This is a genomic window from Comamonas sp. DB36 (assembly GCF_057914905.1).
Map to the genome: position 1 here is coordinate 2,453,004 of NZ_CP196631.1, position 12,614 is coordinate 2,465,617.

General features: G+C 63.1%; 11 protein-coding genes, 4 tRNA genes and 1 pseudogene. 2 read left to right on the forward strand and 14 right to left on the reverse strand.

Annotated elements, in window-relative coordinates:
* Window positions 1-50: 50 nt before the first annotated feature.
* A complete protein-coding gene (locus tag ACSVDO_RS11280) occupies window positions 51-758 on the reverse strand; it encodes a GntR family transcriptional regulator (protein WP_489592168.1) in 708 nt (235 codons plus the stop codon).
* Between the two features lie 144 nt (window positions 759-902).
* Window positions 903-1,907, reverse strand: a complete 1,005-nt coding sequence (locus ACSVDO_RS11285; RefSeq protein WP_489596389.1) for an Ldh family oxidoreductase — start codon at window positions 1,905-1,907, stop codon at window positions 903-905.
* Between the two features lie 434 nt (window positions 1,908-2,341).
* Between ACSVDO_RS11285 and ACSVDO_RS11290 the strand changes: the two genes are divergently transcribed.
* Window positions 2,342-3,928 (forward strand): aldehyde dehydrogenase (NADP(+)), encoded by a 1,587-nt coding sequence (locus ACSVDO_RS11290; RefSeq protein ID WP_489592170.1) that lies wholly within the window; start codon window positions 2,342-2,344, stop codon window positions 3,926-3,928.
* A gap of 85 nt (window positions 3,929-4,013) precedes the next feature.
* On the opposite strand, the gene ACSVDO_RS11295 is transcribed toward ACSVDO_RS11290, so the two are convergent.
* The 4 genes from ACSVDO_RS11295 to ACSVDO_RS11310 form a co-directional block, all read right to left on the reverse strand.
* A tRNA-Val gene (locus tag ACSVDO_RS11295) sits at window positions 4,014-4,088 on the reverse strand.
* A gap of 105 nt (window positions 4,089-4,193) precedes the next feature.
* Window positions 4,194-6,368, reverse strand: coding sequence for a bifunctional mannitol-1-phosphate dehydrogenase/phosphatase (gene mtlD, locus ACSVDO_RS11300; protein WP_489592172.1), 2,175 nt, complete (start codon window positions 6,366-6,368; stop codon window positions 4,194-4,196).
* 164 nt (window positions 6,369-6,532) lie between these two features.
* Window positions 6,533-6,607: transfer RNA gene (locus tag ACSVDO_RS11305), tRNA-Val, on the reverse strand.
* Window positions 6,608-6,638: 31 nt separating this feature from the next.
* Window positions 6,639-6,713: transfer RNA gene (locus ACSVDO_RS11310), tRNA-Val, on the reverse strand.
* A 558-nt stretch (window positions 6,714-7,271) separates the two neighbouring features.
* Here ACSVDO_RS11310 and ACSVDO_RS11315 point away from each other — a divergent pair.
* On the forward strand, window positions 7,272-7,664 hold the full coding sequence (locus ACSVDO_RS11315; RefSeq protein ID WP_489592174.1) for a hypothetical protein: 393 nt from the start codon (window positions 7,272-7,274) through the stop codon (window positions 7,662-7,664).
* 5 nt (window positions 7,665-7,669) lie between these two features.
* On the opposite strand, the pseudogene ACSVDO_RS11320 reads toward ACSVDO_RS11315, so the two are convergent.
* The 8 genes and pseudogenes from ACSVDO_RS11320 to iscU form a co-directional block, all read right to left on the reverse strand.
* Window positions 7,670-7,876 (reverse strand): annotated as a pseudogene (locus ACSVDO_RS11320) (IS481 family transposase); the annotation flags it as partial.
* Window positions 7,877-8,070: 194 nt separating this feature from the next.
* Window positions 8,071-8,145: transfer RNA gene (locus tag ACSVDO_RS11325), tRNA-Val, on the reverse strand.
* 49 nt (window positions 8,146-8,194) lie between these two features.
* Entirely contained in the window at window positions 8,195-8,902 is a 708-nt protein-coding gene (dnaQ, locus tag ACSVDO_RS11330) for a DNA polymerase III subunit epsilon (protein WP_489592175.1), read from the reverse strand.
* Between the two features lies 1 nt (window position 8,903).
* Entirely contained in the window at window positions 8,904-9,242 is a 339-nt protein-coding gene (fdx, locus tag ACSVDO_RS11335) for an ISC system 2Fe-2S type ferredoxin (RefSeq protein ID WP_332537372.1), read from the reverse strand.
* 19 nt (window positions 9,243-9,261) lie between these two features.
* Window positions 9,262-11,130, reverse strand: a complete 1,869-nt coding sequence (gene hscA / locus ACSVDO_RS11340) for a Fe-S protein assembly chaperone HscA (protein WP_489592177.1) — start codon at window positions 11,128-11,130, stop codon at window positions 9,262-9,264.
* A 94-nt stretch (window positions 11,131-11,224) separates the two neighbouring features.
* Window positions 11,225-11,743 (reverse strand): Fe-S protein assembly co-chaperone HscB, encoded by a 519-nt coding sequence (gene hscB / locus ACSVDO_RS11345; protein ID WP_489592179.1) that lies wholly within the window; start codon window positions 11,741-11,743, stop codon window positions 11,225-11,227.
* An 87-nt stretch (window positions 11,744-11,830) separates the two neighbouring features.
* Window positions 11,831-12,154 (reverse strand): iron-sulfur cluster assembly protein IscA, encoded by a 324-nt coding sequence (gene iscA / locus ACSVDO_RS11350; RefSeq protein WP_159913525.1) that lies wholly within the window; start codon window positions 12,152-12,154, stop codon window positions 11,831-11,833.
* Between the two features lies 1 nt (window position 12,155).
* Window positions 12,156-12,554, reverse strand: coding sequence for a Fe-S cluster assembly scaffold IscU (iscU, locus tag ACSVDO_RS11355; RefSeq protein ID WP_159913523.1), 399 nt, complete (start codon window positions 12,552-12,554; stop codon window positions 12,156-12,158).
* Window positions 12,555-12,614 lie beyond the last annotated feature (60 nt).

A 12,614-nucleotide genomic window follows, 5' to 3' on the forward strand; every position in this document is an offset into this window, starting at 1 on the left:
GGCCATCACCCCTTTGTCGTTGCGACAGAGCGCACGCGAGCGCCCGGTGTTCAACTTTCGATAATGCGCTTGGCAAAATCCTCGAGGTAGTCCATCAGGCGGTTGGCGCCGGTGATCGCCGCCGCCTCATCGCCCGTGGCAATGCCTTGTGCGAGTTCCAGATGCGCCTGGGCGCCCGCGATGATGTCGCCTTCGTGCTGGTACGCATACCAGAACCGGCGGCATTGGACGATCAGCGGCGTCACGCACTTCACGGCCGAACGGTTGCGGCTGGCCGAGTGGATCACGAGATCGAGCTCATGGTCGCCGCGCATGTATTCGTCCAGATTGCCGCGCTCGGCAGCGGCCACCATTTTCTCGGCGCAATGCACGATTTCCTTGCGCTGCGCCGCCGATGCGCGGCGCGCGGCGCAGGCCGCGATCAGATTCTCCAGCACCCGGCGCGTCTGTATCACGTCGAGATGCTCCGCCAGATCGATGTTCGAGACCAGCAGGCCGCGGCGCGGTTGCTGGACGATCAGGCCGATCGAGATCATGCGCAGCAAGGCTTCGCGCACCGGCGTGCGCCCCATGCCAGTGCGTTCGGCCAGCTCGGCCTCCACGATAGGGCTGCCGGGCTCGAGCTGCATGGTCGACAGCATCGCTTCGATGGCATCGTAGGCAAGGTCCGCAGCCCGGCGTTTGGCCGGAACCGCCGCCTTGACCTTGGCAGTGGAAGGCTTCGCGCGCGAAGCTGTGGATTTGAAAGGAGTCGGCATCAGATGAAGGATTCTTTCGGCTTTTTATGCCGCAAAAGCTGAAATGGTTGAATGCAATTATATTGACAAAATACTTTTGCTACATCACCGTATTTGCGCGCTCGCCGCCCTGAAGCTGCTGCCAATGGCAAGTCGCAAGCCGTGTCACAGCAGCAGTTGCCGCACGTCGTAATACAGGGCCGCAGGCACCTGCACGCAACCATTGCCCAGGCTGCGCTCCCGGGCAGCGAAGCGACGCTGCGAAGGCAGGCGCGCGCCCTGATCGGTGATGCCTTCGAACAGCTTCTCGGCGCGCACGCGGTCTTCGAGAAAGTCACCCTGGCTGAAGAATCGGGGGTCGAACGCCAGCACCAGTTCGCCGTGACACGGCGCGGCGCCGGCGCCGTCGTCCTTGGCGCGCGACTCGCTGCTGGTCATGTCGCCGATCAGCGGGCCGGCGAGCAATTCGATCATCGTCGACAAGGCCGAGCCCTTGTACCCGCCGAACGTCAGCATTGCGCCCTGGTCCAGCACGGTCGCGGCGTCGGTGCTCGAAGCCCCATCGGCATCTATGCCCCAGCCCGCAGGCAGAGCGCGCCCGCTGCGGCGGTACAGCTCGATCTCGCCACGCGCGACGGCGCTGGTCGCAAAGTCGAATACATAAGGATGCGCGCCAACGCGCGGCCAGCCGAAGGCAATCGGATTCGTGCCGAACACCGGCCGGCGCCCGCCCGCAGGCGCGACCCACGAATGGCTGGGCGTCATGGCCAGCGCGGCCACGCCATGCTCCACCAGGGCTTCGACTTCGGGCCACAGGGCCGAAAAGTGATAGCAGTTGTTGATGACCAGCGCCGCGACGCCGGTTTTCGCGACCTTCTCCAGCAAGACCTTGCTGCCCACTTCGAACGCCAGCTGAGAGAAGCCGAACTGCGCATCGACGGCAACCACGCCCGGCCCGCGGTCGCTCACGACAGGCGTGGCATCGCGCACCACGGCGCCGTGCTGCAAGGTTCGGGTGCACGACAGCAGGCGGTAGATGCCGTGCGAGTGGCACTCGTCGCGCTCCCCGGCCGTGATGACGCGGGCGATCGCCTGGGCCTGGGCTGACGAGAGGCCATGGTGGGTCAGGACGCGCAACGAAAGATCATGCACTTCTTCCAGCGTCAGCATGATGCAGGCCGGGGGCGCGGCGGAAGATGCGACGCTTTGCGGCGCGCGCAGGGGGAATGTGTCGGGCGTAGAGTTCACGAGGCGCTCCTCAGGATAGAACAGGGTCGTGATGGCAGCGAGGAGGTCTTGCCACTGGCTTGGATGCAGCGCTTCGTCGAACGGAAGACTGCGTGAAATAAATATATTATTAAGATACTTGAACCCTGTCGATGGGGCCTAACCCTTGCCTCGCAATTCAGATGGCCTGCTGCTTGCAATTTTAAAGATACTTAAAATATATTTACGCTATCTTCATGTCTGGTATCTTCTGCATGCAGCGGTTTTCCCCGGCTACGGGCACGCGGCAAGGCCGGGCGTCTGCGGCCTGCTGGCGCCAGGCCCATGAAGAAGCAAGACCGGCCATTCACCACCATAGACCTCACCAGGACATGTTCATGCAAATCACCGGCGAAATGCTTATCGGCGCGAGTTTCGTTCGCGGCACCGAAGGCCAGCAGCAGGCGTTCAATCCCGCCACCGACAAGCCCATTGACGCCCCCACCTTCGGCATGGGTGGCGCCGACGAAGTCGACCGCGCGGCCCAGTTGGCCGCCGACGCCTTCGACCCCTATCGCAGCCTGCCGCTGGCCAGGCGCGCCGAGTTCCTCGAAGCGATTGCCGACAACATCGTGGCGCTGGGCGACACCCTGATCGAACGCGCCCACGCCGAATCCGGCCTGCCCATCGCGCGACTGCAGGGCGAGCGCGGACGCACCGTCGGTCAGCTGCGGCTGTTCGCCAAGGTGGTGCGCGACGGCCGCTTCCTGAGCCCGACCATCGACCAGGCCCAGCCCGAACGCACGCCCATGCCGCGCTCCGACCTGCGCCTGGCCAAGATGCCCCTGGGCCCCGTGGCGGTTTTCGGTGCCAGCAATTTCCCGCTGGCGTTCTCGGTGGCCGGCGGCGATACCGCCTCGGCCCTGGCCGCGGGCGCGCCGGTGGTGGTCAAGGCGCACAGCGCGCACCTGGGCACGTCCGAGCTCGTCGGCCGCGCAATCCAGAAGGCCGTCAAGGACCTGGGCCTGCCCGAAGGCGTGTTCTCGCTGCTGATAGGCGCGGGCCGCAAGCTGGGCGAGGCGCTGGTCTCCCATCCGGCAATCAAGGCCGTGGGCTTCACCGGCTCGCGCCAAGGTGGCCTGGCGCTGGTGCGCGCCGCCAACGCGCGTCCCGAGCCGATTCCCGTCTACGCCGAGATGAGCAGCATCAACCCGGTGTTCCTGATGCCCGCGGCCCTGGCCGCGCGCGCCGAAGCCATAGGCAGCGGCTTTGCCGATTCCCTGACCATGGGCGCGGGGCAGTTCTGCACCAATCCCGGCATGGTGGTGGCGATAGGCGACGACAACGTGCAGCGCTTCATCAGCGCCGCCAGCAAGGCATTGGCCGCCAAGGCGGCCCAGACCATGCTGACCCCCGGCATCCATGAGGCCTTTGTTGCGGGCACGGGCAAGGTGGACGGCGTCGCAGGCGTGGAGAAAGTCGCCCAGGGACTGGCCGCGGGCGGCCAGCCCAACGCCGCCCAGGCCGCGCTCTACGTGACCGACGCCCAGCGCCTGCTGTCGTCGCCGGTGCTCGAAGAAGAGATGTTCGGCCCGGCCTCCATCGTCATCCGCGCCAAGGATTTCGAGGAAGTGCTGCAACTGGCCGAGCACCTCGAAGGCCAGCTCACGGTGACGCTGCAGATCGATCCGGCCGACTACGCCGACGCGCGCCGCCTGATTCCCGTGCTCGAACGCAAGGCCGGGCGCATCCTGGCCAACGGCTTCCCCACGGGCGTGGAAGTCTGCCATGCCATGGTGCACGGCGGCCCCTTCCCCTCCACATCGAACGCCATGTACACATCCGTGGGCGCGACCGCGATAGACCGCTTCCTGCGTCCGGTGTGCTACCAGGATCTGCCCGATGAACTGCTGCCCGCAGCCGTTCAGCAAGCCAACCCGCTGGGGCTGTCACGCGTCGTCAACGGCGATCTAGAGAAAGCCTGAGCGCGGCTCGGGCGCCGCGGCCCTGCATGTAGGGCCGCGGCAATAAAAAAACCTCGCAAGCCAATGGCTTGCGAGGTTTTCAATCTGGTGGGTGATGCAGGGTTTGAACCTGCGACCCCTGCCGTGTGAAGGCAGTGCTCTACCGCTGAGCTAATCACCCGAATTTAGAGGTGCCTGGCAGCATGCCTGGCCAAGCCAAAATTCTAACAGTGCGGCGTGCGCCCGAAGGGAAAATGCCGCATATTTTTGCGCCTGCGAACGCCGATCAGGCAAAAGCTTCGTCCAGCGCAGGCGCCGACAGATAGCGCTCGCCCTCAGCCTGCAGGCGGTCGAAATGCCACTGCACGGCTGCAATCTCCTCGGCATCCTGAACCGGATCCAGTCCCGCATAGGGCTGACCGTGATAGTCGCCGCGCCACGCCAGCACATCCTGCAGCGCGCCGCGCTGGGCGTAGATTTCGCGGATTGTCAGGCATTCGGCCTCGTCGCCTGCATCGGCATGGTGCAGCGCATAGTGCACGGCCAGCGCGGCGCCGAACGCCAGCGCCGGCGCCCCCACGCCCTGGGCACGGGCCATTGCCAGACTGCCCAACACGCGTTCGTCGCGCTGCAGTTTTCGCAGCGGATCGCGGGCTACGCGCGCGCAAGGATCCTTGAACGCGAGTTCGCAGCGGCGGCGGAAAGTGTCGATGAACTCGGGCAGGCGCGAAGCCATCGCCGGGAATGCCGCTTGCAGTGCAGGCGCAAGCTCGGCGTCGAGCAAACGGTTCATCAGCGCCTGCACGCGCGCATCGCCCATCGAATGGCCTATGGTCGGATAGCCCAGCAGCGCCGCATACCAGCCGATGACCGCATGCGTGCCGTTCCACAGCCGGTTCTTGAGCGTCTGGATTTCACCGATGTCGTCGACGGTGTCGATCTGGCGCAGATGCTCGAGCAGGTTGCCGCCACGCTGTGCATACAGCGGCATGTCCGTCTCGGCGTGGAACAGGATCAGGTGCAGCGGCGCCAGCGCGCTTGCGGGCTCGCCCGCGTCGCGCAGCGTATTCACGATCGGCGTGATGGCCTCCATCTGTGCATCACCCAGGTCGTCGCCCCACCCTGCATGGTCCGCGGCCGACTCGCGCACCGCAGCGACATTCTTCTCGTAGAGATCACGCTTGATGCGCAGCTGACGCACCAGCGCCTCTTCGGTCAGCTTGGAAACGATACGCGTGACCACGGTTTCACAGAAATGCGTGCGCGCAAGTATCTGCTCGCACTCGCCGGCCGGCAGTGTCGACGCCAGCGCGGCGGCCACCTGATCGCGCACGAACTGCGCACCGCCCACCTTGTTGAGCACCACCAGCACCGTCAATGGCCGGCCATGCGCCGCGCGCCGCTCGGCCAGGCCCTGGGCAATCACTTCGGCCTGGGTCGCGATCGCCTGCTCGGGCAGGCACAGGGCCACGATCTCGCAATCGCGGTACATGCCGGCCACGCAAGGCACGTCGGCCGCGTCGATCACGCGCATGTTCTCTATGGTCTGGTCGAACGCCAGGCTGCCATAGCGCACGCTGAACCTGCCGAATGCATTGACCGCCTCGCGCAGCAGCGCATTGCCCGTGGAAGCAATGATTTCGCCTGGCCGGGTATAGCCATCCCAATGCGAGAACACCTGCGCCAGATAGCCTCCGCCCATTGCGCCAAAGCCATGGATTGCGGCCTTGAGCTGGTTCACGGCCTGGGGAAAAGGATCGGTCACCGCAGGCATGGCCATCTTCGGCGTCCAATCCGAGAGATCGGCCAGGAAGCCGCGCAGATCGGCGTAGCGGGCGAAGGCGCGCGCCGCGACTTCGGGGCTGGGCGGCTTGATGTCTTCGACCAGAATCGCCACCCCGCCGGCATCGGCCGCAGAGCGCAGACCGTTTTCCGAATCCTCGAACATCAGGCTGCGTTCGGGCAGGCTGTTGAGCGCTTCGGCAGCGCGCAGGAAGATCTCGGGGTGGGGCTTGCCGCGCGTGACCTCGTCGCCGCAGACACAGAGGTCGAAGTACTTGAAGATATTGGCATTGATCAGGTACTCCTCGGCGATCGCGCGGCGGCTCGAGGTCGCCACCGCCATCTTCAGTCCCGACTTGCGCAGGCGCTCGAGCACCGGCAACAGGCCCGGCTTGATGGGCACGCCATGGGCACGCACATGCGCGAGCTCCAGTTCGTCCGCGCGCCGGCGAATGGCCGCATAGGGAAATGCATCTCCGTAGTGCTGTTTGGCAAGCTCTTCAGCCTTGGTGGCGCTCAGGCCCAGCGAGCCCATGAGCACGGCTTCGGTGAAAGGCTTGTCGAACAGTTCTTGGGATGCCTGGGACAGGGTTCTGAATCGCAATCTTTCGGTATCGAACATGGTCCCGTCCATGTCGAAAATTGCGGTGTCGATTTGCTTGTCCTTGAATTGAAGCATCCAGATCCTTTCTGTTTTGTTGCTGCAGTGCAGCAAACATTCTGACCCCAAACGTTCTCAAACGAAAACGGCGTGTCAAAAGATCCGAAAGGCCCGGACAATGCTTAGGTTACTTGACGAACGCAAAAAACCCTCTTGAACCGGAATTCAAGAGGGTTTCGAATTGGTGGGCGATACATGGATCGAACATGTGACCCCTGCCGTGTGAAGGCAGTGCTCTACCGCTGAGCTAATCGCCCGAGCATCCGGCACAGGCCAGACCTCGAAATATGGTGGGTAATACATGGTTCGAACATGTGACCCCTGCCGTGTGAAGGCAGTGCTCTACCACTGAGCTAATCACCCATACTGACTTGTTGCATCAACCAGTCAAGACTAATATTCTAACATCAATTTTCGAGTCTTTGCACAAGCTTCTGAATTTTTACCCCAACCAGCGCCACCGCCCGAACTTTTACCGGCAACGCCCGTGCATGCCGAGACGTCATAGCCCCGGCCGGTCGGCGGCACGGGTCACACATTAGCGCTGCCCGCCCCGGGGTCACGGCGGCGCTGCTCGACTCCTCAGTATCCGCAAGCGCGCGAGGTCCAGGTCGGTCCTGCTTCATTGAAAGCAGAATTCCCCGAGCATTCACGACTGCGTGAAAGCTTGCCAACGGGCCCAAATGTCGGGCAATTCCAGAAGGCCGGCGAGCTCTTTCGGAATGCCGGAGGGCCCGCATGGAGCGCATGCGCGCCCATCTGTGGTGCATCGCGCAAAAGTTGGACGCAGGTCCATGAGAGCGTGCATTGGAATGGCTTGAATTCGCCCTGGTTCTCATTAGCGAATCAATAACATTATGTTACATTTGAATGTGCATTTCCAATGCATTTGAAGACGAAATCTACTTCTCAAGGCGTTCAATGAAATTTTTCAAAATTCTTCCTCTCGTCGTCGCAGCAGCCTTGACTGCGGGCTGCGCAAGTGTTGGCAACGAGCAACTTCGCAACGAAACAGAAACCTCTGTTCAGCAGAAGTTAATCGAAGGCAAAACAACCAAAGCGGAAGTTCGGGCAACCTTTGGCTCCCCTCTCAAAACATCGTTCACAGACGGCGGCCTAGAAGTCGCTACGTATGAATTCACCAATGTGTCAGCCGATGCAATTTCATACGTACCAATTGTGAACCTGTTCGGCGCATCTGCCAGCGGGAAAAAGAAGGAACTGGTAGTTCTTTTCGACAAAGGTGGAATCATCCAACGTTATTCGATGAGCGAGTCTGACGTTAAACAAAAGACTGGCCTATTCAACAATTGAGCTTCTCATCGCGGACGACCATAAGACCGCTTGCTGAATAAATGCGGATGGATCGGGTGCCACTGGTTCATTGCAAGCATCCGAGTAGTGCTGCTCAATGCAAACTGCGGCACCTGATGCTTGTAAAGTGCCACTCAACGCAACAGCGTTTGCGCCAAACCTTCGCCATTGTGAAAACGGCGGGGCTGCAGAACTCTCGCGATGCGGCCATTGGCTGGAGGGCATTCGAATTACCCGCTCCATGGCGACCTAGGCATCTGTCAAACCCAGAGCGGGCGACGCTGGCGGCAGGAGCCCAGAAGGAACAGCGAGTAGATCATCACGAGCGATCATCGGCATACAGCCCCATACCGCTGCTCAAAAAGAAAAACCCTCTCAAGCCAGAAACTCAAGAGGGTTTTCAAATTGGTGGGCGATACATGGATCGAACATGTGACCCCTGCCGTGTGAAGGCAGTGCTCTACCGCTGAGCTAATCGCCCGAATCGCTGTTGCGACCAGACCTAAATTATGGCACAGCTTTTGCGGCGTTCAGGCCGCACTGCGCCAAATAGTTTTGGCACCGCTGGACTTGTCGATTTGCGCCAGCACCGCTTCGTGCGCCGTGCACTCCTGTTCGCTGGCCTGGATCACGGGCAAGGTGAGGCTGCGCAGATCGAGTGCAACAATGGGCAGGCCGGACGCGTCTTCCTGCGCTTCGTCGCTGATCAGCAGCGCGTCCTGGCCGCGCGTCAGATTGATGTAGACATCGGCCAGCAGTTCCGCGTCCAGCAGTGCGCCGTGCAGCGTGCGCCCGGAGTTGTCCACGCCCAGGCGATCGCACAGCGAATCGAGCGAGTTGCGCTTGCCCGGATAGCGCTCCTTGGCCATGGCCAGGGTGTCGATCACGCCTTCGACCCAGCTCTTGAGCGGCGGCTTGCCTGCGCGCTGCAGTTCCTCGTTCAGGAAGCCTACGTCGAACGGCGCGTTGTGGATGATGATCTCGGCGCCCTGCAGATAGGCGAGGATCTGGTCGACCTGCTGTTCGAAGCGCGGCTTGTCCTTGAGGAACTCGGTCGTGATGCCGTGCACCCGCAACGCGTCTTCATGGCTGTCGCGGCCCGCGTTGAAGTACATGTGCAGGTTGTTGCCGGTGAGCTTGCGGTTGAGCAGCTCCACGCAACCGAGTTCGATGATACGGTCGCCGTTCTCTGCGGACAGGCCCGTGGTTTCGGTATCAAGGACGATCTGGCGCGACATCTCAGTGGTTTTCCTTGGCGTGGTTGATCGAGTACTTGGGGATTTCGACGGTCACATCTTCCTGGGCCAGGATGGCCTGGCAACTCAGGCGCGACAGCGGCTCCAGGCCCCAGGCGCGGTCCAACATGTCTTCTTCCTCTTCCTCGGCTTCGTTGAGCGAGTTGAAGCCCTCGCGCACGATCACGTGGCATGTGGTGCAGGCGCAGACCATGTCGCAGGCATGCTCGATCTTGATGTTGTTGTCCAGCAGCGCTTCGCAGATCGACGTGCCGGCCGGCACCTGCAGTTCAGCGCCCTGGGGACAGTATTCGGCGTGGGGCAATATTTTGATGACAGGCATGGGTTCTCTTCTATGGCAATCAGGAAATGCTGTGGACGTTCTTGCCCGCCAGGGCCTGGACGATGCCGCGGTTCATGCGCTGGGCCGCGAAAGCTTCGGTGCCCTTGGCCAGGGCCTGGGTCGCGGCTTCAACCACGGCCGGGTCGCTGGAGCCCTGCTGCTCGCGCAGCGCAGCCATCAGGGCATCGACGGTGGCGCGCTCGGCGGCACTCAGCAGGTCGCCGTCTGCATCCAGCGCGCTCTGCGTGGCGATCAGCATGCGGTCGGCGTCCACGCGCGCCTCGACCAGCGCACGCGCCTGCATGTCCTGCGCCGCCGTGGCGAAGCCGTCCTGCAGCATGCGTGCGATCTGTTCATCCGACAGGCCATACGATGGCTTGACATCGATATGCGCTTCCACGCCGCTGATCTGCTCCTTCGCTCCCACCGACAGCAGGCCATCGGCGTCGACCGTGAAGGTCACGCGTATGCGCGCCGCGCCCGCGGCCATGGGAGGAATGCCGCGCAGCTCGAAGCGCGCCAGGCTGCGGCAGTCGGCCACCAGATCGCGCTCGCCCTGCACCACATGGATGGCCAGCGCCGTCTGCCCGTCCACATAGGTGGTGAAATCCTGGGCGCGCGCCGTGGGAATCGTCTCGTTGCGCGCGACGATGCGCTCGACCAGACCGCCCATGGTCTCCACGCCCAGCGACAGCGGGATCACGTCGAGCAGCAGCAGGTCGCCGGCCGAACTATTGCCTGCGAGCTGGTTGGCCTGGATGGCCGCACCCAGCGCCACGACTTCGTCGGGGTTCAGATTGGTCAGCGGCGTCTGGCCGAAGAAGTCGCCCACAGCCGTTTGCACCTGGGGCATGCGCGTCGAGCCGCCCACCATGACCACGCCTTGCACTTCGTCCTTGGCGAGTTCGGCGTCGCGCAGCGCGCGGCGCACCGCGGCCAGCGAGCGCGCCGTGAGCGCCTCGGTAGCGGCGTAGAAATCGGCGCGCGCGACTGCGTGCTCCACGGTGCCCGTGGACAACTCGGCGCGGAAGGTGGCGCTCTCGGCGTCCGTCAGCGCCTCCTTGCAGCGGCGCGCGGCCAGCCGCACCGCGGCCTTGTCTTCGGCGCTGGGCGCCTGCGCGCCGGTCTGCCCGAGCACCCATTGCGCCAGCGCGGCGTCATAGTCGTCACCGCCCAGGGCTGAATCACCGCCCGTGGAGATGACTTCAAACACGCCTTGCGTCAGGCGCAGGATGGAGATGTCGAAGGTGCCGCCGCCCAGGTCGTAGACCGCGTAGACGCCTTCGCTGGCGTTGTCCAGACCGTAGGCAATGGCCGCTGCCGTCGGCTCGTTGATCAGGCGCAGCAGGTTGATGCCGGCCAGTTGGGCCGCGTCCTTGGTCGCCTGGCGCTGGGCGTCGTCGAAGTACGCAGGCACGGTGATCACCGCGCCATAGAGTTCGTCGTCGAAGCTGTCTTCCGCGCGAAAACGCAGCGTGGCGAGGATTTCCGCGCTGATTTCCACGGGCGTCTTGACGCCGGCGCGCGTCTGCAGCGAGACCATTCCGCCCTGCCCTTCCTGCTGGACGAAAACGTAAGGCAGGTGGTTCGCATCGGCCACGTCATTGAGGCCACGGCCCATGAAGCGCTTGACCGAGACAATGGTGTTTTGCGGATCGGTGCTCTGGGCCGCGATGGCGGCGTCACCGATCAGGCGCTTGCCCTGCTCGGCATAGCTCACGATGGACGGCAGCAGCACGCGGCCCTGGTCGTCGGGCAGGCATTCGGCAACGCCGTTGCGCACCGCGGCCACCAGGGAATGGGTCGTGCCCAGATCGATGCCTACGGCAATGCGCCGCTGGTGCGGATCGGGGGACTGACCGGGTTCGGAAATCTGCAAAAGCGCCATGGGAACTCTCGAAAAATGGGGTGCAGGCGCCTGCCCGAGCAGATCGCGCCTTCCAGAAAAACAGGGGGTGCTTCAGAGCCGCCCGCAGAGATGTCTATTGTTGCAGTTGCTCTCGCCGCGCCTCGATGTCGCGCGCAAAACGTGCAACAAACATAAGGGCTCTCACCTGCTGGGCCGCGCCCGCAGGATCCTGGGCTTCGTCGAGCAGCCGTGCGCATTCGGCCAGCAGGCTGCGCCGCGCTTCGGACACTTCGTCGTCGAGCCGATCGACATCGGCTTCGGTCTGCGCGTCTTCGAGCGCTTCGCGCCATTCCATCTGCTGCATCAGGAACGCCGTGGGCATGGCCGTGTTGTCCTCGGCGCGCAAGGGCGCACCGCGCAACTCGCACAGGTAGGCCGCGCGCTTGAGCGGGTCCTTGAGGCGCTGATAGGCCTCGTTGATGCGCACCGACCATTGCATGGCCACGCGCTGGGCCGCCGCGCCCTGGGCCGCGAAACGGTCGGGGTGGGCTTCGCGCTGCAACTCTTTCCAGCGGCTGTCAATGTACGTACGGTCCTGCGCGAACTGCGCGGGCACGGCAAATAGCTCGAAGTCGTCGGATTGGAGGTTCATATCAAGAAAAAACCGCCAGCACGCAAAGTGGTGGCGGTTGTTGTGTGCGGGAAAAAATCGCCGGCAAAACGCAGAGTTCTAGCGTCTTCAGACGCGGAAGCTCTCTCCACAACCGCAACGATCGCGCTCGTTCGGGTTGTTGAACTTGAAGCCTTCGTTGAGGCCTTCGCGCACGAAGTCCAGCTCGGTGCCATCGATATAGGCCAGGCTCTTGGGATCGATGATGATCTTCACGCCGTGGTTCTCGAATACCATGTCTTCGGGCGCCTGATCGTCGACATACTCGAGCTTGTAGGCCAGGCCCGAGCAGCCCGTGGTCTTCACACCCAGACGCACGCCCAGCCCCTTGCCCCGACGGGACAAGTAGCGGCTCACATGCCGGGCCGCCGCATCAGTGAGCGTGATGGCCATCTTAGGCGGCCACCACCGCTGCGTGCTTGGCACGGTAGTCGTTGACTGCGGCCTTGATGGCGTCTTCAGCCAGGATGGAGCAGTGCACCTTGACGGGCGGCAGCGCCAGTTCTTCGGCGATCTCGCTGTTCTTCAGCGCCGCGGCCTGGTCCAGCGTCTTGCCCTTGACCCATTCGGTGACCAGCGACGACGAAGCAATCGCCGAGCCGCAGCCATAGGTCTTGAAGCGTGCGTCTTCGATCACTCCGGTTTCCGGATTGACCTTGATCTGCAGCTTCATCACGTCGCCGCAGGCGGGAGCGCCGACCATGCCCGTACCAACGGAGCCGTCACCCTTGTCGAACGAACCCACATTGCGGGGGTTTTCGTAGTGGTCTACCACTTTTTCGGAATAAGCCATGATGTCTACCTCTTCAATTCTTCAGACCGTGGATCTTTGGACCAAGCTCAGTGGGGCACG